This is a genomic window from Flavobacterium soyangense (assembly GCF_015277675.1).
GTDB lineage: Bacteria > Bacteroidota > Bacteroidia > Flavobacteriales > Flavobacteriaceae > Flavobacterium > Flavobacterium soyangense.
This window is the reverse complement of record NZ_JADHEC010000033.1, coordinates 17,366-39,600: the sequence shown is the minus strand read 5'-3', so window position 1 is coordinate 39,600 and position 22,235 is coordinate 17,366. Positions and strand designations below refer to the sequence as shown.

22 protein-coding genes and 1 tRNA gene are annotated in these 22,235 nt (G+C 34.6%); 14 read left to right on the top strand and 9 right to left on the bottom strand.

The features are described from left to right. Positions 1 to 133: 133 nt before the first annotated feature. On the bottom strand, positions 134 to 949 hold the full coding sequence (locus IR213_RS13125; protein ID WP_194312761.1) for a UbiA prenyltransferase family protein: 816 nt from the start codon (positions 947 to 949) through the stop codon (positions 134 to 136). Between the two features lie 135 nt (positions 950 to 1,084). On the opposite strand from IR213_RS13125, the gene gcvP reads away from it, so the two are divergent. Continuing rightward, the gene (gene gcvP, locus IR213_RS13120) at positions 1,085 to 3,934 is read left to right on the top strand and encodes an aminomethyl-transferring glycine dehydrogenase (RefSeq protein ID WP_194312760.1); all 2,850 of its coding nucleotides are present in this window, start codon (positions 1,085 to 1,087) and stop codon (positions 3,932 to 3,934) included. Between the two features lie 92 nt (positions 3,935 to 4,026). Here gcvP and IR213_RS13115 read toward each other — a convergent pair whose 3' ends face one another. After that, positions 4,027 to 4,524: a hypothetical protein gene (locus tag IR213_RS13115; RefSeq protein ID WP_228479185.1), complete on the bottom strand. Its 498-nt coding sequence runs from the start codon at positions 4,522 to 4,524 to the stop codon at positions 4,027 to 4,029. Between the two features lie 109 nt (positions 4,525 to 4,633). Here IR213_RS13115 and IR213_RS13110 point away from each other — a divergent pair, with 109 nt between their 5' ends. From IR213_RS13110 to IR213_RS13085, 6 genes are all read left to right on the top strand, one after another. Then, on the top strand, positions 4,634 to 4,996 hold the full coding sequence (locus IR213_RS13110; protein ID WP_194312758.1) for a group III truncated hemoglobin: 363 nt from the start codon (positions 4,634 to 4,636) through the stop codon (positions 4,994 to 4,996). A gap of 142 nt (positions 4,997 to 5,138) precedes the next feature. Continuing rightward, complete coding sequence (locus IR213_RS13105) at positions 5,139 to 6,197, top strand: 3-oxoacyl-ACP synthase III family protein (RefSeq protein WP_194312757.1); 1,059 nt, start codon at positions 5,139 to 5,141, stop codon at positions 6,195 to 6,197. Positions 6,198 to 6,317: 120 nt separating this feature from the next. Further along, complete coding sequence (locus IR213_RS13100; protein ID WP_194312756.1) at positions 6,318 to 6,842, top strand: methyltransferase; 525 nt, start codon at positions 6,318 to 6,320, stop codon at positions 6,840 to 6,842. A 16-nt stretch (positions 6,843 to 6,858) separates the two neighbouring features. Further along, positions 6,859 to 7,707: a glycosyltransferase family 2 protein gene (locus IR213_RS13095; RefSeq protein ID WP_194312755.1), complete on the top strand. Its 849-nt coding sequence runs from the start codon at positions 6,859 to 6,861 to the stop codon at positions 7,705 to 7,707. 65 nt (positions 7,708 to 7,772) lie between these two features. Then, positions 7,773 to 8,519 carry an MlaE family ABC transporter permease gene (locus IR213_RS13090; protein ID WP_228479184.1) on the top strand — a complete coding sequence of 249 codons (747 nt, stop codon included), beginning with the start codon at positions 7,773 to 7,775 and terminating at the stop codon, positions 8,517 to 8,519. Continuing rightward, positions 8,519 to 9,286, top strand: a complete 768-nt coding sequence (locus IR213_RS13085) for an ABC transporter ATP-binding protein (protein WP_194312754.1) — start codon at positions 8,519 to 8,521, stop codon at positions 9,284 to 9,286. The genes IR213_RS13090 and IR213_RS13085 overlap by 1 nt, the downstream gene beginning before the upstream one ends. Before the next feature lie 4 nt (positions 9,287 to 9,290). Here the strand turns inward: IR213_RS13085 and IR213_RS13080 are convergent, their stop codons facing one another. The 3 genes from IR213_RS13080 to IR213_RS13070 form a co-directional block, all read right to left on the bottom strand. Continuing rightward, positions 9,291 to 10,349 (bottom strand): mannose-1-phosphate guanylyltransferase, encoded by a 1,059-nt coding sequence (locus tag IR213_RS13080; protein ID WP_194312753.1) that lies wholly within the window; start codon positions 10,347 to 10,349, stop codon positions 9,291 to 9,293. 145 nt (positions 10,350 to 10,494) lie between these two features. Then, on the bottom strand, positions 10,495 to 11,094 hold the full coding sequence (locus IR213_RS13075; RefSeq protein WP_194312752.1) for a SprT-like domain-containing protein: 600 nt from the start codon (positions 11,092 to 11,094) through the stop codon (positions 10,495 to 10,497). A gap of 5 nt (positions 11,095 to 11,099) precedes the next feature. Next, positions 11,100 to 11,777, bottom strand: a complete 678-nt coding sequence (locus tag IR213_RS13070) for an SDR family NAD(P)-dependent oxidoreductase (RefSeq protein ID WP_194312751.1) — start codon at positions 11,775 to 11,777, stop codon at positions 11,100 to 11,102. 89 nt (positions 11,778 to 11,866) lie between these two features. Here IR213_RS13070 and IR213_RS13065 point away from each other — a divergent pair, with 89 nt between their 5' ends. Next, a complete protein-coding gene (locus IR213_RS13065) occupies positions 11,867 to 12,445 on the top strand; it encodes a GNAT family acetyltransferase (RefSeq protein WP_194312750.1) in 579 nt (192 codons plus the stop codon). Positions 12,446 to 12,521: 76 nt separating this feature from the next. On the opposite strand, the gene IR213_RS13060 is transcribed toward IR213_RS13065, so the two are convergent. Next, entirely contained in the window at positions 12,522 to 13,664 is a 1,143-nt protein-coding gene (locus tag IR213_RS13060) for an acyl-CoA dehydrogenase family protein (RefSeq protein ID WP_194312749.1), read from the bottom strand. A 96-nt stretch (positions 13,665 to 13,760) separates the two neighbouring features. On the opposite strand from IR213_RS13060, the gene IR213_RS13055 reads away from it, so the two are divergent. Both IR213_RS13055 and IR213_RS13050 read left to right on the top strand, forming a co-directional pair. Next, complete coding sequence (locus tag IR213_RS13055) at positions 13,761 to 14,828, top strand: anhydro-N-acetylmuramic acid kinase (protein WP_194312748.1); 1,068 nt, start codon at positions 13,761 to 13,763, stop codon at positions 14,826 to 14,828. Between the two features lie 267 nt (positions 14,829 to 15,095). After that, positions 15,096 to 15,986: an energy transducer TonB gene (locus tag IR213_RS13050; RefSeq protein WP_194312747.1), complete on the top strand. Its 891-nt coding sequence runs from the start codon at positions 15,096 to 15,098 to the stop codon at positions 15,984 to 15,986. 577 nt (positions 15,987 to 16,563) lie between these two features. Here the strand turns inward: IR213_RS13050 and IR213_RS13045 are convergent. Next, the gene (locus tag IR213_RS13045; protein ID WP_194312746.1) at positions 16,564 to 16,959 is read right to left on the bottom strand and encodes an ExbD/TolR family protein; all 396 of its coding nucleotides are present in this window, start codon (positions 16,957 to 16,959) and stop codon (positions 16,564 to 16,566) included. A gap of 3 nt (positions 16,960 to 16,962) precedes the next feature. Beyond that, a complete protein-coding gene (locus IR213_RS13040) occupies positions 16,963 to 17,658 on the bottom strand; it encodes a MotA/TolQ/ExbB proton channel family protein (RefSeq protein ID WP_194312745.1) in 696 nt (231 codons plus the stop codon). A 124-nt stretch (positions 17,659 to 17,782) separates the two neighbouring features. On the opposite strand from IR213_RS13040, the gene IR213_RS13035 reads away from it, so the two are divergent. The 3 genes from IR213_RS13035 to IR213_RS13025 all read left to right on the top strand — a co-directional run bounded on the left by IR213_RS13035 (position 17,783) and on the right by IR213_RS13025 (position 20,189). Next, positions 17,783 to 19,018, top strand: a complete 1,236-nt coding sequence (locus IR213_RS13035; protein WP_194312744.1) for a bifunctional folylpolyglutamate synthase/dihydrofolate synthase — start codon at positions 17,783 to 17,785, stop codon at positions 19,016 to 19,018. Between the two features lie 116 nt (positions 19,019 to 19,134). Beyond that, positions 19,135 to 19,935 carry a hypothetical protein gene (locus IR213_RS13030; RefSeq protein ID WP_194312743.1) on the top strand — a complete coding sequence of 267 codons (801 nt, stop codon included), beginning with the start codon at positions 19,135 to 19,137 and terminating at the stop codon, positions 19,933 to 19,935. Positions 19,936 to 20,114: 179 nt separating this feature from the next. Then, a tRNA-Val gene (locus tag IR213_RS13025) sits at positions 20,115 to 20,189 on the top strand. Between the two features lie 109 nt (positions 20,190 to 20,298). Here the strand turns inward: IR213_RS13025 and miaE are convergent. Further along, a complete protein-coding gene (gene miaE / locus IR213_RS13020) occupies positions 20,299 to 20,880 on the bottom strand; it encodes a tRNA-(ms[2]io[6]A)-hydroxylase (RefSeq protein WP_194312742.1) in 582 nt (193 codons plus the stop codon). 105 nt (positions 20,881 to 20,985) lie between these two features. On the opposite strand from miaE, the gene IR213_RS13015 reads away from it, so the two are divergent. Beyond that, a complete protein-coding gene (locus IR213_RS13015) occupies positions 20,986 to 22,233 on the top strand; it encodes a glycosyltransferase (protein WP_194312741.1) in 1,248 nt (415 codons plus the stop codon). Positions 22,234 to 22,235 lie beyond the last annotated feature (2 nt).

Sequence of the window (22,235 nt, the reverse complement as noted above, 5' to 3'; positions counted from 1 at the left end):
AAAAGTTATATAAAGAAAAAAGCTTATAACGGATGTTTAAAATCCTGTTACAAGCGTTTTTTATCGTCTAAAAAACGACGCTAATCAAAATAAGCGATGTTTTTCAGCGCCCTCTTAAGAACCCTCGGGTTTTTTATTGGATGAAAAGCAATAGCAACCACCAAACAATAGGAATACTTTCGACCCAAAAGGAGGTGTAATATTTGGAGCGTTTTTCATTGGCAAAAAGCAGAAATAAAGCAATAATACTCACTAAAATCAGGTTGACAATCAGTTGTTTTTGATTAAAATCGGGTTTCAAGAATTCCAAAAAATAAAACGGAATCAAAAGTAATAATCCCAAAATTTTAGTCCGCTTTACTCCTATTTGTTGCGGAACAGTTTGCAAATGAGGATCGTCATTCGCCAAGTCAATGATTTCAAAAATGAGTATCAACACAAAAATCAGAATGAACTGCTGTATACATTTGAAATAAAAATCAGAAGTAATATTAATTTCAGCGTTCAAAATTGGCAAAACAACTGTTACACCAACCCAACATAAAGCCACAATATAAATCTTTAGACCAGCCCAATTTCTGGCATTTTTCCTATTTGAAAAAAAAGGAAGCGTGTATAATAATGTCAAAATCAAAACAGCAACAGAAACGATTTGAGTAATCCTTTGCAATTGTAAAAAATAGAACCCAACGGCTAGCAAAGACAAAAAGCTCAGAACTGAAATTGCTTTTAGTTCTTTGCGCATTTGTGCCTTTTTGGCTCTAACCAATGCTTCATATTTTACAAAATTATAGCCAACAATTGTACCAAAAAAGACAAAATAAACCATTGGTTCATCAGTAGAAATTTGAAACATTTGTTGAGTCATACGAACCAGTGCATAACACGACAAAGCCACGTGAATACTGCCGTCAATATAAAAATTGAATACTTGCTTAAAAATCCTCATTCAACAAAAATAGCAAAACTGTTAACAAGAACGCCTTTTGGTTGAAAAATTACTAAAAATCTATTGCTTGTGACCCATTTTTTTTGATAATAATCCATAAATTTGCGGATCAAAAAACAACACTTTTATCACTACATGAAAACAGACGCTTTTGCTTTAAGACACATTGGGCCAAGAGAAAATGACCTTCAAATTATGTTGAAAACAATTGGCGCAGCAACGCTGGATCAATTAATTTCCGAAACTATTCCAGGTGACATTCGCTTAAAAACATCCCTAGATTTAGACCCTGCCATGACGGAATATGAGTATTCAAAACATATTTCGGAATTGGGCAATAAAAATAAAGTTTTTCAAACCTACATTGGTTTGGGATACAATCAAGCCATTGTTCCCGCCGTAATTCAAAGAAATGTTTTTGAAAACCCTGGTTGGTATACAGCTTACACACCTTATCAAGCCGAAATTGCACAAGGTCGTTTGGAAGCGATTTTGAATTTCCAAACTATGGTAATCGAATTGACCGGAATGGAAATCGCAAATGCTTCTTTATTGGACGAAGGAACTGCCGCTGCCGAAGCTATGGCCTTACTTTTTGACGTTCGTTCTCGTGACCAAAAGAAGGACAACATCAATAAATTCTTCGTTTCCGAGGAAATTTTACCGCAAACTTTATCCGTTTTGCAAACGCGTTCAGCTCCAATTGGAGTAGAATTGGTAATTGGAAATCACGAAACATTTGATTTTTCAACGGAGTTTTTTGGAGCCATCCTTCAATATCCAGGGAAATATGGACAAGTTTATGATTATGCCGATTTTATTGCCAAAGCAAAATCAAACGAAATAAAAGTTGCCGTTGCAGCCGATATCTTGAGCTTGGCAATGCTAAAACCCCCTGGAGAAATGGGAGCTGCCGTTGTTCTTGGAACCACGCAACGTTTCGGAATTCCGTTAGGTTATGGCGGTCCTCACGCCGCTTATTTTGCGACAAAAGATGAATATAAGAGAAGTATGCCGGGAAGAATCATTGGCGTGACCGTTGACACTGACGGGAATCGTGCGCTTCGCATGGCTTTGCAAACCCGTGAACAACACATCAAACGCGACAAAGCGACTTCGAATATTTGTACGGCACAGGTTTTATTGTCGGTTATGGCGGGAATGTATGCCGTTTATCACGGTCCAAAAGGCCTTAAATATATTGCAAATAAAATTCACGCTTTGACAGCGACTTTGTCAAACGAACTAGAAAAATTAGGTTTACAACAAATCAACACTGCTTTCTTTGATACTATTGTCGTTAAAGCTGATGCCAAAAAAATAAAATCAATAGCCGAACAAAACGAAGTCAATTTTTATTACATAGATGAAAATACCGTTTCCATTTCCTTGAATGAAACCACCAGTATTGCCGATGTAAATAAAATTGTTGGTGTTTTCGCTTCCGCAAACAATACTCAGGCGGGCACCATTGAGGTTTTGACGGAAACAAATCATTTCCCTTCCAATTTAAAAAGAACTACACCGTTCTTGCAACACGAAGTATTCAACAAACACCATTCGGAAACAGATTTGATGCGTTACATCAAAAAACTGGAACGTAAAGATTTATCCTTGAATCATTCGATGATTTCACTGGGTTCTTGCACGATGAAATTGAATGCCGCCGCCGAGATGTTGCCATTAAGCAATGCTAATTGGAACAACATTCACCCATTTGCGCCTTTAGATCAAGTTCAAGGATACCAAAAAATGTTGTCTAAATTAGAACACCAATTAAATGTCATTACCGGTTTTGCAGGAACTACTTTACAGCCAAATTCTGGCGCACAAGGCGAGTATGCAGGACTTATGGTTATTCGTGCATATCATCAATCTCGAGGCGATTATCATAGAAATATTGCTCTAATTCCTTCATCGGCGCACGGAACAAATCCAGCTTCGGCAGCGATGGCGGGAATGAGGGTTATTGTTACCAAAACATTGGAAAACGGAAATATCGACGTGGAAGATTTACGTGAAAAAGCAATCGAGCACAAAGACGATTTGTCTTGTTTGATGGTTACATACCCATCTACTCACGGGGTTTTTGAAAGCGCCATCAAAGAAATTACACAAATCATCCACGAAAACGGCGGACAGGTTTATATGGACGGAGCGAACATGAATGCGCAAGTAGGTTTAACCAACCCGGCAACCATAGGTGCTGACGTTTGTCACCTGAATTTACACAAAACTTTCGCAATACCTCACGGAGGCGGAGGCCCTGGCGTTGGACCAATTTGCGTTGCGGAACATTTAGTTCCTTTCTTGCCAACAAATCCTATTGTTGCCACTGGCGGAGATAATGCCATTACGGCGATTTCTGCAGCACCTTGGGGTTCCGCTTTAGTTTGTTTGATTTCTTACGGCTACATTTCGATGCTTGGCGCAGAAGGTTTAAAAAGTTCTACCGAATACGCTATTTTGAACGCCAATTATATTAAAGAAAAATTAAACGGTCATTACGACACCTTATATTCCGGAGAAATGGGTCGTGCCGCCCACGAAATGATTCTGGAATGTCGTCCATTCAAACAAAAAGGAATCGAAGTTACCGATATTGCCAAACGTTTGATGGATTATGGTTTCCATGCGCCTACGGTTTCATTTCCTGTAGCGGGCACTTTGATGATTGAACCAACAGAAAGCGAAAACTTGGAAGAACTAGACCGTTTTTGTGACGCCATGATTTCGATTCGAAAAGAAATCGAAGCTTCGACAATTGAAGACAAGAACAACATCTTGAAAAATTCTCCCCACACTTTAGGAATGCTTACTGCCGATGTTTGGAATTTTCCATACACAAGAGAACAAGCTGCTTTTCCGTTGGATTATATTGCGGAAAACAAATTTTGGCCAACTGTCCGCAGAGCAGATGATGCATATGGAGACCGAAACTTGGTTTGCAGTTGCGCTCCAATTGAAGCCTATATGGAAGAATAATTTTTCAATAGAATCCCAAAAAAAGCTTCTAAAAAATTAAACTGCCCCCAAAAAGTTAGACACTATTTGGGGGTATTTTTATGAAAAATATTTTAATATTTATATCCTATTCCTGTTTTAATGGCTTGAGACCCACCAAGTGCATTAGAACTGGCTCCAACCGTAGTTTTATCGGAAATCATTAATACAAAAGGACATCCTATAGCGGCAGCTGCCATTTTAAGTTTTTTATCTGCCTTTTTATCTCCTGTGTTTCCTGTTTGAAAGTTTATCAATCCCGTTTTACCACGTACTTCTCCACCTTTTTTCAAACCAGCTATATATGATTTTTCTTCAAGGATTATCACTTTTTCCCAATCAGCTTCCCCATTCACAACGATTTTTTCGGTAACAGCCTCTGTTCTACCACTTTTTCCATAAACAATCTTCTCAATGGCGTATTTCCCTATAGAATTCTCAGCATCTTCGCCATCATACACGAAAACAACTGTATATTCGTCAACACGCAAAACTTTTCCCTTAACAGTCTCTCCACTATGTTTAGTTATTACATCGACTTGTGCATAAATTAATGACGTGGTTAACGACATTAGAAACAATAAAATAATTTTTTTCATTTTTAATAAAATTAAAGGTTTAACAACAAATATATAATAATATTAATATAATATGGTATTAAGTATTTAAATTTGCATTATTATGACTGACATACAAACACGTGAAGATTTGCATTTATTGATGAGTGAATTCTACTTGAAATTACTTGCCGACAGCGAAATAAGTTTCATTTTTATCAAAGTGGCCAAAATAGATTTAGCACCCCATTTATTGGAGTTGGTCGATTTTTGGGAACAAATTCTTTTTGATACTGGAAACTACAAAAAAAATGTACTTCAAATTCATATGGATTTAAACCAAAAAACAAAACTTTCTTCAGCACATTTTGCTATTTGGCTTAACTATTTCAATACAACAATTGACGAAAACTTTGCCGGACAAGTTGCAGAAAATATGAAAACTAGAGCTTTGTCAATTGCAACAGTGATGAAAATAAAAATGTAGCTATTTTGCTGTTTTTTTAACAAATCATCAGTATTTTACCTAAAAGCAAATTATTATACAATTATATGCATGCATAGTAAATTTTATATAAAAATATCGTTTTTTATCTTTAAATTAGCATAATATTATTTATTTATTTCCAATGAAAATTAAAATAACAGGAGTAGGGAGTTACATTCCCGAAGTAAAAGTTGCGAATATTGATTTTGACAAACACGTGTTTTTAAATGATGATGGCAGCCCTTTTGGATACACAAATGAAGTTGTAATCGAAAAATTTAAAAGCATCACAGGAATCGAACAAAGACGATATGCAGCTCCAGAGCAATGTTCCTCTGATTTAGCTTTTTTGGCTTCACAAAAAGCAATAGAAAACGCAGGAATTGATCCAGAAACTATTGATTATATAATATTTGCACACAACTTTGGCGATGTCAAATATGGAACAAATCAATCCGACATGATTCCAAGTTTAGCAACTCGTGTCAAACATAAATTGCAAATAAAAAACCCAAAAGGTGTCGCATATGACATTCTTTTTGGCTGTCCAGGATGGATAGAAGGTGTTCTACAGTCTAACGCTTTTATCAAATCCGGAATGGCAAAACGGTGTTTGGTAATAGGTGCCGAAACTCTATCCAGAGTAGTTGATGACCACGATCGAGATTCTATGATTTATTCTGACGGTGCTGGCGCAACTATAATTGAAGCTTCAGACGATGAAACTGGACTTTTGTCTTACGAAAGCGCTACTTTTGCTTATGATGAAGCAGAGTATCTGTTTTTTGGGAAATCATACAATCCAAATTTAGACCCAGATATTAAATACATAAAAATGTATGGGCGAAAAATATATGAATTCGCCTTAAGCCAAGTTCCTACAGCGATGAAAAACTGTTTAGATAAAAGTGGGTTGGGTATTGACGACGTAAAAAAAATTCTCATTCATCAAGCAAATGAAAAGATGGACGAGGCAATCATTCATCGTTTTTACAAATTATACGGCAAATCAGTTCCCAAAGACATTATGCCAATGAGCATTCACGAACTGGGGAACAGCAGTGTGGCGACCATTCCTACCCTATTCGATTTATTGATTAGCGGAAAAATAGAAAATCAGGAAATACATAAAGGGGATGTTATTATCTTTGCATCCGTTGGCGCAGGAATGAATGTCAACGCCTTTGTCTATAGATATTAAAAATAAAAGATTTAAAGTATAAGGTTTAAGGTTGTCACATTTGAGAACTTTAAACCTTAATATTTATAACCTAATTAAACTCAAGAACGAGAGATTTTTTTTTCGTTCCTCGCAATTACCATGTACGAAAAAACATTTCCAAATAAAAGATTTAAACATACTTTAGAATTTTTAAAAAAACACATTTCCACTACTGAAACCATTTTGGATTTAGGCGTGGAAAATCCTTTTTCTAAAATATTGAAAGCCGAAGGTTTTCAGGTAAAAAACACAACCGGAGAAGATTTAGACAACAATCAAACTGCATTGCAAAAGGAAGAATATACCGTTTTTACCGCCTTTGAAATCTTCGAACATTTATTAAATCCCTACACAATATTAGAAAATGTAAAATCAGATAAATTACTTATTTCAATTCCTTTGAGATTGTGGTTTTCACCGGCTTATCGCAGCAAAACCGATATGTGGGACAGACATTATCACGAATTTGAAGATTGGCAATTGGACTGGCTTTTAGAAAAAACGGGCTGGAAAATCATCGACAGCCAAAAATTTACGCATCCTGTGAAAAAAATTGGATTCAGACCTTTATTGCGATTTTTCACCCCAAGATATTATATTGTTTACGCTGAAAAAGTAAAATAGTTTTAGTTTAAAGCTTATGAAATATTACATCGTCATTCCGGCGCACAACGAAGAAGATTTCATTGCATTAACATTGCAATCCTTGATTTCGCAAACGCTACTGCCAAAAAAAGTAGTAGTCGTTAACGATAATTCTAATGATAAAACTGCCGAAATAGTTTTGGCTTTCGCCAAAGAAAATCCATTTATTACTTTAGTAAACAAAACTTCCGAATCGATTCATTTGCCAGGAAGCAAAGTCATTCAGGCATTTCATAAAGGGTTCGAAACCTTGGACGATGATTACGATGTTATTGTAAAACTGGATGCTGATTTGATTTTACCCAACAATTATTTTGACCGCATTTCTTCTATTTTCGAAAAAGATTCAAAAGTGGGAATGGCTGGTGGATTTGCCTATATCGAAAAAAATGACAATTGGATTTTAGAAAACCTTACAGATAAAGATCATATTCGGGGGGCTTTTAAAGCCTATAGAAAAGCTTTTTTTGAACAAATGGGAAACTTAAAACCTGCAATGGGTTGGGACACCGTTGACGAGTTGCTGGCTAAGTATTATGGTTGGAAAGTTATAACGGATTCTTCTTTAATAGTAAAACACCTGAAACCAACTGGCGCCAACTACAATAAAACCGCACGTTACAAACAAGGTGAAGCCTTTTATACCTTGGGCTACGGATTTCTTATAACCGCAATTGCTTCGGCAAAACTGGCGATTATGAAAAAGAAACCATCGCTTTTTTTGGATTATATCAGAGGATATCTAAAAGCAAAATCAGCAAAAACACCATTATTAGTTACAAATGAACAAGCAATATTCATCAGAAAGTATCGTTTAGAAAAAATGAAAAATAAAATTTTTTAGTGTTCCTTTCTTTAAAAAGCAGATAACTCACAACTTATAACTATTTTTGACAATATTTAAAAACTATGATGCTCATTCGCTATTTATCACAGATAGGAAAATACTTTTTGATGTGGAAAGAAATCTTCAGGAAACAGACTAAATGGTCTGTAATGAGAGGGTTAATCTTCAAAGAAATTGATGATTTGATTATCGATTCACTGGGAATTGTTGCCTTTATTTCCTTTTTTGTGGGTGGTGTTGTGTCTATTCAAACTGCACTAAACTTGACAAATCCTTTAATCCCTAAAAATCTTATTGGTTTTGCCACTCGGGAATCAGTAATATTAGAGTTTGCCCCAACATTTATCTCGGTTATTATGGCTGGTAAAATGGGTTCATTTATAACGTCAAGCATTGGATCGATGCGTGTCACAGAGCAAATTGATGCCCTTGAAGTTATGGGCGTGAATTCATTGAATTACCTTGTTTTTCCAAAACTAATTGCCATTTTACTATATCCGTTTGTAATTGGAATTAGTATGTTTTTAGGAGTTTTTGGTGGATATATTGCAACTGTTTATGGGGGTTTTGGAACGAGTACTGATTTTATTGAGGGCATTCAAATTAATTTTATTCCGTTTCACGTCACTTATGCCTTTATCAAAACTTTTATTTTTGGGCTATTATTAGCTTCAATTCCATCATTTCACGGTTATTATATGAAAGGGGGCGCACTTGAAGTAGGAAAAGCAAGTACCGTTGCATTTGTTTGGACATCTGTTATGATTATTTTGGTTAATTATATTCTAACTCAATTACTTTTAACCTAATGATAGAAATACGAAATTTAGAAAAATCATTTGGTGAGAGCAAAGTTCTTAAAGGTGTTTCTGCTGTTTTCGAAACCGGAAAAACTAATTTGGTCATTGGTCAAAGTGGTTCTGGGAAAACTGTTTTGTTAAAATCTCTGCTCGGAATTTTCACTCCAGACGTAGGAACTATTTCTTTTAACGGCAGGATTTACTCTGACCTTACTTCTGATGAAAAACGAGAATTGAGAACTGAAATCGGAATGCTTTTTCAGGGAAGTGCCTTATTTGATTCAATGACTGTGTCTGAAAACGTTGGGTTTCCGTTAAGAATGTTTACCAATGATGACAAACATAAAATTCAGGATCGAGTTGATTTTGTTTTAAAAAGAGTAAACTTAATTGATGCACATCATAAATTACCTTCGGAAATTTCGGGTGGCATGCAAAAACGTGTTGCGATTGCTCGTGCCATCGTAAATAATCCAAAATATCTTTTTTGTGATGAGCCAAATTCGGGTTTAGACCCAAACACGGCTACTTTAATTGACAATCTCATCAAGGAAATTACCGAAGAATATAATATTACAACGGTAGTCAACACGCACGATATGAACTCTGTGATGGAAATTGGAGAAAAGATAATCTTTTTAAAAGATGGTTTAAAAGAATGGGAAGGTACAAAAGAAGAAATTTTCAGAACAGATAATGTCGCTATTGTTGATTTTGTTTACTCCTCAAATTTATTCAAAAAAATTAGGGAAGCCTATTTGAAAGAATCGCATTAGAAGATTACTTGTTTAAATTATTTACTAATCCTTTTATTTCCTGCTCCTTGCTTTTAGGATAAATCAACAAAACATTGTCTTTATCCACTATAATAAAATCTTCAAGCCCATCAATTATCACCAGTTTATTTTTGGCTGTACTGATAATATTACTTGAAGAGTTTTTCAATAAAACTGTAGCATTTACGACAGCATTATTGTTTTCGTCTTTATCTAATTTTTCATGCAGAGAACCCCAAGTTCCTAAATCGTTCCAGTCGAAAGTAGCAGGAAGAACATAGACATTTTTGGCATTTTCCATTACGGCATAATCAATAGAAACGTTTTCGGATAAAGCATAATTTTCTTCTATAAAAGATTTTTCTTCAATAGAATTATAACTTTCTAATCCTTTTTGAAACAAGGCATTCATTTGTGGTTGAAATTTATCGAAGGCTTCCGTTATCGATTTTACACTCCAAATAAAAATACCACCATTCCACAGGAAATTACCGCTTTTAAGAAATGATTTGGCTGTTTCATAATCTGGTTTTTCACGAAATTGGGACACTTTTTTTATTGGATTAGCATCTTTTTTATCATATTCGATATACCCAAAACCAGTATTGGGAAAGGTAGGTTGAATCCCGAGAGTCATTAGCGCATTTTCTTTGGAACAAAAATCAAAACATTGCTGCAAGTTTGCTGCAAAAGCATTTTCATCTTCAATCCAGTGATCGCTTGGCGCAACGACCATAACGGCATCAGGATTTTGCTTTTGAATTTTTAGGGAAGCATATAAAATACAAGGAGCTGTATTCCGCATTGCAGGTTCTAGCAAAACTTGATTTTGTTCCACCATTGGCAGTTGTTCTAAAACAATATCATTATATTTTTCATTGGTCAAAATTAAAATATTCTCTACCGGAATCAATTTTGATAATCGGCTGAATGTCTTTTGGATTAAGGTTTCGCCTGCACCTAGCATATCGTGAAACTGCTTCGGAAACTCAGATGTGCTTACCGGCCAAAACCGTGATCCTACTCCACCGGCCATTAGAATTGCGTAATAATTTTTATTCATTTTAATTTAATTGCTGAGTTACTTCAATAGTATTTTTTCTATTAGTCCCGCAAATATACTTATAAAATAACTAATAATTGATTAGAAGTCTTAGAATAACGTTTTCTTGTTCTGAATTGATCATTTGTTCCGAGAAATAATATATTTAACTCGGCAACAACTCCACTTCGGCATTTGGATTAAAAAGATAGGTTCTTCCTGAACTAACTTCTAAGCATTCAAAACGTTTAATCCTTAAAGCTCCTTTTTTAAAAATTTTACCATTATGAATTCTAAAAATACTCCCATATGGTATTTCAAATATATAGTTTTTATCATTTTGAATATCAAATTGTTTTAATGCCAATGACAAAGTAGCATCCGTATCACTGCTTGCGGTAGGATTTTTGAAATGTCGTGCCAACAAAGGCAATATATGATTTGGAAAAATTTCCGGTCGAATAAACGGAATCATCAGTCGCTGAAAGGAATATTTCCACTCATTACCGTGGGGCTTGATGTTGTGTCCAAATTTTTCAAAAGCAACCAAATGCGAAATTTCGTGAACTAACGTAATCAAAAATTTGTATTTATTCAAACTGGCGTTGACAGTGATTTCGTGTTTACCACTTAATCCTTTTCGATAATCTCCGTGACGAGTTATACGTTCATTTACGATTTTAAGATGGACCTGATTCAATACAATCAGTTCGAAAACTGGTTTTACAGCGTGTTCAGGGATGTATTTAGAAAGAGTTTCGGACAAATGATTTATGGATTAGTTGATGAAACTTGCAACACTTTTCCGTTGTAATATTTATTACCAGTTAAGGCAAAATCAAAAATATAATCGGCCATTTCTTTTGCGGTAATTGGTGCTTCATAACCCGGGAATGCTTCTTGCAGCATCTCGGTTTGGACTGCTCCAAGGGCCAATACATTAAATGAAACTCCTTTTTCTTTGTATTCTTCAGCCAATAATTCTGACAAGGTGATAACTGCTCCTTTACTGGAACTGTAAGCTGCAAGCCCAGCAAATTTAAGACTTCCTTGAATTCCTCCCATAGAGCTTATGGTAACCACGTGAGAACCTTTTTGTAAATAAGGCAAACAAGCACGGGTCAAATTAGCAACACCAAAAACATTGACTTTGTAGATGTTTTCGAAATCTTCTTGGGAAGTTTCTGAGAAAGGTTTTAACAATAAACTTCCGGCATTGTGAATTATAATGTCAACAGTTTTCCAAGAATGTGATAGGAAATTATCAACCTTTTCCATTTCGGTTTCATCGGACAAATCGACTGAAAGACATGTGATATTTTTGTTCCCTAATAAAGTTTGGGGTGTTTTTCTGGAAATCGCCAAGACATTATGACCTGCATCCGCAAACTGCCACGCCAGTTCGTAACCAATTCCTCTTGAAGTTCCTGTAATGATGATATTTTTCATAAAGCGAAAATACGAAAAAATTATTTTATTTGTTCAAACGAAATTTAATATGTAATTTATACTTTTGTTGAAATAATTTCATTAAAAAAATGTTAGAAAATATAAATTTAGAAATAGCAAAATTAAATGATATTGAAGGCGTTTTGGACTTACAGAAACTATATCTTGTTTCTAATTTAAGCGAAGAAGAAAAGAAATCCGGTTTTGTCACCACTCCATTTTCTGTCGAACAATTGACTTATGTTATTAATAACGAAGGTTTATTTATTGCTAAAGACAACAACAAAGTTATCGCCTACATTTTTGCCGAAAGCTGGGATTTCTTTAGTCAATATCCTATTTTTGAATATATGATTAGCCTTTTTCCAAAGCTTGAATTTTTAGATTTCGAAATAAATTCAACCACCAGTTTTCAATATGGCCCCATTTGCATCGACAAAAAATACAGAGGAAAAGGTTTGATTAATTTGCTGTTTGAGTTTATGCGAATTCATGTTGTAAAAAAATATACATTAAGTTTGACTTTCATCAACAAAACTAATATACCTTCCTATAGAGCCCATACCGAAAAACTAAAATGGACTGACATTGGTGAATTCCAATTCAACGACAATAACTATTATATTTTGGCTTACAATATGAATATGCCTACTTTGGAAACAGCCTAATTTTCTTTAAAAATTACAATAGAAACCCTTTCAGTTTAATAATTCTGAAAGGGTTTTTATAAAACACTGCTTCAATTTATCCAGCAATAATGCTTCTTGAAATTACGATTTTTTGAATTTCGGAAGTGCCTTCGTATATTTGGGTAATTTTGGCATCACGCATCATTCGCTCTACGTGATATTCTCTAACATAACCGTTTCCACCGTGAATTTGAACTGCTTCGACAGCTGTATCCATTGCGGTTTGTGAGGCAAAAAGTTTGGCCATTGCTCCACTAATATCGTAATTATGATGATTGTCTTTGTCCCAAGCGGCCTTCATACAAAGATGTCTTGCCGCTTCAATATTAACCGCCATATCAGCCAGTTTGAATGCTATTGCCTGATGATTGCAAATTTCAGTACCAAATGCTTTGCGTTCTTTCGAATATTTCAACGCCAATTCATAAGCTCCAGAAGCAATTCCTAGCGCCTGAGACGCAATGCCAATTCTTCCTCCAGCCAAGGTTTTCATTGCAAATTTGAACCCGAAACCATCTTCACCAATCCTGTTTTCTTTTGGGACTTTCACATCGTTGAACATCAACGAATGAGTGTCAGAACCACGAATTCCCATTTTATGTTCTTTTGGACCAATAGAAAATCCCGGCATATCCTTGGTCATAATCAAGGCATTAATCCCTTTACTTTTTTTCTCGACATCAGTTTGTGCAATGACAATATAAAAAGAAGCCGTATTTCCGTTTGTAATCCAGTTTTTTGTTCCGTTTACCAAATAATAATCCCCCATATCAATGGCTGTTGTTTTTTGAGAAGTTGCATCACTACCAGCTTCGGGTTCGCTCAAACAAAAAGCACCGTGAATTTGACCAGAAGCCAAAAGTGGTAACCAGTGTTGTTTTTGTTCTTCTGTTCCAAAAGCCTGTAAACCCCAACAAACCAATGAATTATTTACGGACATCACCACCGAAGCTGAGGCATCAATTTTTGAGATTTCCTCCATTGCAATAACATAAGAAATAGTATCGAGACCGCTTCCGCCGTATTTTGGATCCACCATCATTCCCATAAATCCAAGTTCGCCCATTTTTTTGACTTGCTCGGCAGGAAAAATTTGCTTTTCATCTCTTTCAATTACACCTGCCAAAAGTTCGTTTTGAGCAAAATCTCTGGCTGCTTGTTGCACCATTAATTGTTCTTCGGTTAGATTAAAATCCATAATAATATAAAGTAAATGTTGTTTTTTGTTATAAAAATACGCTCAAAGGTACTTTTTTATAATGAAATTTTCAATTTTGATTCGTAAATTTGAACAATGAAAAAAGATTACTACAACGTTATCGGAGTAATGTCAGGAACATCCCTTGACGGAATCGATTTAGCGCATATTCAATTTCGTTTAAAAAACCAGAAATGGGCTTTCGAAATCCTTGAAAGTGAAACCATTGGCTACAGCCAAAGTTGGATTAAACACCTAAAATTAGCCGTGGATTATCCTGAAACTAAACTCGAAAAATTAGACACAGCATACACAAAATTTCTTGCAACTATCATTTCCAATTTTATAGAAAAATACAAAATTGAAAACCTTGATGCAGTTTGCTCCCATGGACATACTATTTTACATCAACCAGAAAAAGGTTTGACCTTACAAATTGGTAATTTGTCCGAAATTTCAAGTTTGATAGAGCAAACTGTTGTTTGTGATTTTAGAATTCAGGATGTAAAATTGGGTGGTCAAGGAGCTCCTTTGGTTCCTATTGGCGACCGCATCCTATTTTCAGAGTATGATTATTGTATGAATTTAGGTGGATTTTCGAATGTTTCGTTTGAACAAAATGGAGAAAGAATTGCCTTTGATATTTCGCCGGTAAATACGGTTTTGAATTATTATGCCAATCAATTGGGACTGGATTATGACGATAAAGGAAAAATTTCCCGAACAGGAAAAGTCAACGAAAATTTGTTGGAAAAATTAAACTCATTGGATTATTATCATCAAAAGAAACCGAAATCATTGGGCTTTGAGTTTGTAAAAGAAATTGTTTTACCAATGATTGAAAGTTATAAAATCACAATTGAAGATAAATTGAGAACATTTACAGAGCACGTGGCTTTACAAACCGCTTTGGCCTTGCCCAATAAAAAAGGTCGCATTTTAAATACTGGCGGTGGTGCTTACAATGATTTTATCATCGAACGCATTCAATCCTATTTACCTGAAATGGAAATTATAATTACTTCAACTAAAATCCTAGAATTCAAGGAAGCACTGATTTTTGCTTTGCTTGGAGTTTTGAAATTACGAGGTGAAATCAATGTTTTGAGTAGTGTAACAGGAGCAAAAATCGACCACAGTTCCGGAGAAATTTATAAACCATAAGAAAAGGCATTTCTTTTTAAAAAATTTGCCACAGATTCACAGATTTTCAAAGATTTTTTATTCACTCCTCATACAGATTTTTTGAATAATTTTGAAAATAGTGTCAATACTGTCCTAAGCTATTTTTAAAATCTGTGAATCTGTGGCGAAAAACATTTTAAAATCTTATATGCGAATACCTTGTTGATAATGTATATTGTTTCTTACTTCTAATAATTTTTAGTAATTTTCAACGTTTTACTAAAGTATCCTAAATTTATAATTTAAATGAGTTCGACCATTTCCTCTGACCAAAAGAAATCAATAGCAATATCCATCCTTTTATATGGAACAATGTTAGTGATTTTATTCTTTATTCGCTTTTGGCCACCCTCAAATTTAGAAGAGTTAATTGGTGCTGGCGGCGGCGGAGGTGGCGTTACCGTAAATTTTGGCGACAGCGATTTAGGCTCAGGAGCCAATTATAAAAGTGAGGTTTTAGATGTGAAAAATCAAGCCAAACAAACACCTACAAAAGCTATTCCTGAAGAATCTATTTTAACACAGGAAAATTCTACCGAAGAAAGCGTGGTAATTCCGCAAAAACAGAAACCATTAAAACCAACACCCGTTTTAAAAGAAGAACCGAAACCAGTTGTGGTAAAACCAAGGGTTTCTAACAATACAAACGATGCTTTGTCCAGCATTATGAAAGGTTCCAATAAAGGTGGTGATGGCGATGATAAAACCGCAGGAAACAAAGGAAAAGCGAACGGAAGTCTAAGCTCAAACGGTTACTATGGAACTGGAGGTTCTGGAGGCGGAACCGGTGGAGGAAATGGAACTGGAAACGGAATAGGCACAGGAAGCGGTTATGGCGCAGGAAATGGCGGCGGTTCTGGTGGCGGAACTGGTTATTCGTTAGGAAACAGAAAAGCGATTTCGAAACCTGCTCCAAAATATACCTGTAATGAATCTGGGAAAGTTGTTGTGGAGGTTTCTGTGGATAGAAATGGAAAAACTATTGATGCCATTGCAGGAATAAAAGGAACTACAAATACGGCAAGATGTTTACTGGATCAAGCCAGAATTGCCGCAATGAATACACGATGGGATGCCAGCAGTGATGCGCCAGAAAAACAAGTTGGGAAGATTGTTTATAACTTCAATTTGAATTAAAATTGGGATACGGATTAAACGGATTGACACTGATATAAAATGAAAATATTTTCAAAAATAATTTTATCCTTAATAACTCTAACAACATTTTCACAGACAAGAATAAGAATATTTGAAGAATTAATTTAAAGATAGAATATGATTTATGAAAATTTATTTTATAGTATTTTATGTGGGATATTAGCTTTTGGATACTATAAAACCCATAAATGGTGGCGAGAAGGAAGAGATGAAAATCCTTTTTTTTATAAACTAGACACTAATATTGGAACATTTAAAGACTGGGTTATTATAATTGCTTTAGTAATTACATCTATTATATTTTTTTTCAAATCATTTTAATATCTAAATTTAATAAAATAAAAATATTAAAAATCATTGAAGATAAAACCAGCATATAAAATGGCTTAAAAAGATTGACACAGATTTAAATAGAAAATGCCTCTAAATTATCGAGGCATTTTCTTTTACTGCTTGTCATTTCGACCAAAGGGAGAAATCTCATTAGTTGCTCTCGATATGTGATTTCTCCCTTTGGTCGAAATGACAAAAAAACATTATAACAAACAAATTCCATTTACTTCGGACTTGTGGCAATCACAAACTTTAAGTTGTTTCTAACACCAATTTGTAAAACATCCACTAAATCCTGAACTTGTAGATTGAACGGAATTCGCACAATTACCGTTTGGTCTTTTCCTAGATTCATTTTTGACATCAAAGTGGTTTCTAATTCTTTGAAGGCAACGGGTTGTTTGTCTATGTAAAATTTCTTGTCTTCGGTAACGGACAAACTAATGAATTGTTTGTTGGTTTTCTCATTGGATTTTGCTTTTGGCAACGTCATTTTTATCACATTTGGATTCGCCAAAGTGGATATAATCAAGAAAAACAACAACAAGAAAAACATAATATCACTCAACGAAGACGTAGCGACTTCGGCGTGGAATCTTCTTTTTCGTTTTATTGACATTGCTTAAGATTTTTGAATAATATTGACAAACTCAAGTATTTGCTTTTGGATTTTTAAAGCAAAATTATCGACCTTTCCGTTTAATAAATGGTAGCCACTGTAGGCAATAATACCAACCAATAATCCGGCACCACTACTAATCATTTTTTCGTATAAACCTCCTGAAATATTACCAATACTGATATTCTCGGTAACCGAAATACTATAAAATATCTTGATAACTCCCGAAATAGTTCCAATAAACCCAAATGTTGGTGCAATTCCGGCAACAAGCCCAAGTTGTCCCAAATGCTTTTCCATTTCGCCAATTTCAATGTCGGCAGCGCGATCCATATTCGATTCAATTTCAGCAATAGGCCGGCCAATCAAGAGAATTCCCTCTCTTATAACATTTCCAGAAGAATTATTACTTCTTTCTGCAATTGACAAAGCTCTATCCAGTTTGCCAGAATTAAGATTATCTCTCACATCTCGCATCATAAGAGCATCAATTTTAGACGCTTTATGAATGTACAAATAGCGTTCTATAATCAAATAAAAAGTATAAAATAACAATATTGAAATTGGAATTAAGAAAAAACCTCCTTTTAAAATAAATTCTAAAACCGAGATTTCGGTAGTTGGAGCGATTTTTTCTATCACTACGTTTGATGCGGCATTTGCGATGGTATCGGCTTGTAATTGTATTAAACTAAACATATATTATTATTTTACACATTAATTCTAAAATTTATTTGAAATTTGCACTAAAGATACTTTTCGATCTACTATTAAACTAAAAAAAACGAAAAATATTTTAAATGTCCCTTATTTTATTAGAAAAATGAACTATCAGGAAACCATAAACTGGATGTTTAATCAACTCCCGATGTACCAACTTCAGGGCGCTTCGGCTTATAAAAAAGATTTAACCAATGTCCATTTGCTTGTAAATCATCTTGGCAATCCACAGCAAAATCTCAAATGCATTCACGTTGCAGGAACCAATGGCAAAGGTTCGACTTCGCATATGCTGTCATCGATACTTCAAGAAGCGGGATATAAAGTTGGATTATATACTTCGCCACATTTAAAAGATTATAGGGAACGCATCAAGATTAATGGCACAGAAATTTCGGAAGATTTTGTGTGTGAATTCATCAATAAAAACAAATCTTTTTTTGAAGCCAATGATATGAGTTTCTTTGAAATGACGGTGGGATTGGCTTTTGAATATTTTACCAAAGAAAAAGTGGATATCGCCATTATCGAAGTGGGAATGGGCGGAAGATTAGACGCCACCAACATTATTACGCCTCTTGTATCCGTAATTACAAATATCGCATTTGATCACACCCAATTTCTCGGAAACACGCTCGAAGCCATTGCTTTTGAAAAAGCAGGAATTATAAAACCCGGAATTCCAGTAGTTATTGGCGAATATACATCAGAAACAAAACCGGTGTTTTTGACAAAAGCCAAAGAGAATCATTCCGAAATTTATTTTGCTTCCGACATAATTTCTGCCAATTATCCTTCTGATTTAATTGGGGATTACCAAGTTCACAATAAAAAAACAGTGATACAAACTATCTCAATATTAAACTCACAGAAGGAGTTTACTATTTATGAAACAGACATCGAATCAGGATTATTGAATGTCGTGAAAAATACGGGACTCGAAGGAAGATGGCAACAACTAGGAAAATTCCCCAAAATTATTTGTGATACGGCACATAACAAAAATGGATTGGAAATTGTGTTGAAGCAAATCCAAAAAGAAAAATTTGACACATTACATATTATTTTGGGTGTTGTAAACGATAAAGATTTAAATGAAATCTTGCCATTATTCCCAACAAATGCCATTTATTATTTTTGCAAACCCAATATTCCTCGTGGTTTAGAAACTTCAATTCTAAAAGAAAAAGCACAAGAACATTATCTTTCCGGCAACATATACAACTCATTGACAGAAGCTTATATACAAGCTAAGAATAACGCCACAAGAAAAGATTTCATTTATATAGGAGGAAGCACTTTTGTAGTGGCGGAATTACCTTTAAATAGAGGGATTTAACTTCAAAGCATAAATTTTTGTTTAAAATTATTTTAATTTATTCTAAATAAATAATTAATAATTTATTAGATTTAACTCTAATTTATTATTAATTAATCATTTAACATCAAATTTTTATGAAAACAAAAAAAAATTCGTTGTTAGGAATGTTGATTTTTACATTCCTATTGAGTATGGGGATCCGTGCTCAAGAAGATCCAAAACCAGTATTTATTACTATCACCACAATGTATCGAAATCTGGATGCTGATCGTACTGATTGGCGAAAAACTGAACAAGAATATTTTGACAAGGTTGTCAGCAAGAATGATTTAATAATAGGTTCTGAAATTTTAACACATTATTATACTGCAAATAGTTCTGAAATCTTGATGGTTTCGGTTTATAAAACATGGGAAGATATTGAGAAATCCAATGATGTTTCAGATGAATTAATTAAAAAAGCGTGGCCAGATGAAAAAGCAAGAAAAGCTTTTTTTGACAAAGAAAGAAGTTATTATATAACAAAACATTCAGATGAAATATACACATCAGTCCCTTCAGTTGGTGAAAAACAATTAAAAACCGATTCAAAAGAACCTATGATTGTCTATATTCGCAGGTCGCAATTATCAATGAACGGCCAAGGGAAAGGAATGAAGGAATTTAATGAAAAAGTAACCTTGAAAAACCCTTATATCAAAGCCTATTATCCTTATCGTCATTCTTGGGGTTCTGACAGCAGAGATTTTATGGAAGCCTTTTTATTTGATTCCTTTAGCGATATAGAAAAATCAAGTGAAAAAGACGACGAATTAATAAAAGCTGCGTGGCCAAAAGAGGCCGAAAGAAAAGCATTTTTTGACGAAATGAATAAAGCTTTCACGGGACTTCATGGGGATTACATTTATCATAATGAGCCTACAATGTCCAAATAATAATAAAATAATTTGAGAAACTCTGTTTGTAACCAACAAATGGAGTTTCTTAAATAATAAATTTTAACCTTAATAAATTAAATTTCAACGAAATAGAACCCTGCCAAAAATAAAATTTAAATTTTCATAAAAATGTTTTGGAAAAGCAAAAAACCACCCTATATTTGCACCCACAATTAGGGCGATTAGCTCAGCTGGTTCAGAGCACCTCGTTTACACCGAGGGGGTCGGGGGTTCGAACCCCTCATCGCCCACAAAAAAACTTCATTAGAAATAATGGAGTTTTTTTTTATATCTTATAACGAGGAGAGAATAGCTAAGTAGCGGTTAAAATTTAATGTCGTATTTTGTCCCAAAATTATTTTATCCGTGAACGGTTTCGCTTTTTCCGTAGTTTGTAATGAGTTCGCCTTCAAAATCAATCCATTCTTGCCAACGTTTGTCAACATCGACTTTCTCTGAATATTTTCTGGCAAAGCGCAAAAAGGTCGTGTAATGTCCGGCTTCACTTATCATTAATTCTTTGTAAAATGCAGCCAATTCTTTGTCTTCAATATTTTGGGACAATACTTTAAATCTTTCGCAACTTCGGGCTTCAATCATTGCTGAGAAAAGCAAACGGTCTACAAAAGCGTCGTTTCTGCTTCCGTCTTTTTTCAAAAACTTAAAAAGTTCATTTACATAATGGTCTTTTCTTTCTCTTCCTAAAGTCAATCCACGTTCTTTGATTATGTTGTGAACTCTTTGAAAATGCTCTAATTCTTCTTTGGCGATTTCCAATAAATCCGTTACCAATTCTTCGTGTTCTGAATTATAAGTAATTATGGTGATAATGTTTGTTGCCGCTTTTTGCTCGCACCAAGCGTGATCAGTCAAGATTTCTTCGATGTTCGATTCGACGATATTTACCCATTTTGGGTCTGTTGCTAATTTTAATCCTAACATCTTTCTTTGTATGTAAATGAATCACAAAAATACAGTTTTTATTTGTTGTGAAATGGATTGATTTGCGGTTTTATTTCCCTTATTTTGTAACGTAAAAAGTTATTTATGATTGCTAATCAGCACGTTTTAATTATTGGATTTGTTTGGCCAGAACCTAATTCTTCTGCAGCCGGAGGAAGGATGTTGCAATTGATTGCTGTTTTTAAAAAAATGGGATTAGAAGTTACTTTTGCCAGTCCGGCAATGGATAGCGATTATATGATTGACCTTAACTCTTTAGGCGTTTCCAAGAAATCCATCGCCTTAAATTGTTCTAGTTTTGATGATTATGCAAAAGACTTAAATCCTGCAATTGTCTTGTTTGACCGTTTTATGATGGAAGAGCAATTTGGCTGGCGCGTGGCCGAAAATTGTCCTGATACTCTGAGATTACTGGATACCGAAGATTTGCATTGTCTGCGTTTGGCTCGACAAAAAGCATTCAAGGAAAATCGATACTTTTCAACAGACGATTTATTGGTTGAAGAAGTTGCGAAACGAGAAATTGCCAGTATTCTTCGTTCTGACATTTCCTTAATGATTGCCGAATTTGAAATGGAATTATTACAATCTGTTTTCAAAATCGATTCCAGTTTATTGTTTTATTTGCCATTACTTCTGGATCCGATTGAAGAATCAACCATTCAAAATTTGCCTTCATTTGAAGAACGAAACAACTTTGTTTTTATTGGCAACTTCCTTCACGAACCCAATTGGAATGCGGTTCAATATCTAAAGGAAACCATTTGGCCACTCATCAGAAAACAAATGCCGGAAGCGGTTTTGCAAATTTACGGAGCATATCCTTCTCAAAAAGTGTTGCTATTACACCAACCAAAAGATGGTTTCTATATTATGGGTCGTGCCAATGATGCGCAAGAATTTGTAAAAAATGCCCGAGTTGTTTTAGCTCCCTTGCGTTTTGGTGCAGGAATAAAAGGAAAGTTGGTTGAAGCAATGCAATGCGGGACACCAAGTGTGACGACTACAATTGGTGCCGAATCAATGTGTGGCGTTTTACCATGGAATGGTTTTATTACAGATGATTCTCAAGTTTTTGCTGACAAAGCGGTTCAATTATATCAAGACAAAACCCTTTGGCGCAAAGCCCAAGAAAATGGTTTCGAAATTATAGAAAAACGCTATTTGAAATCCTTATTTGTTGATGATTTTATGCTGCATGTTTTAAAAGTTCAAACTGATTTAAAACTACATAGATTAGATAATTTTATGGGAACACTATTGCAACATCATACTTTGACCAGCACGAAATACATGTCACGATGGATTCAGGAGAAGAATAAGAGAATTTAATA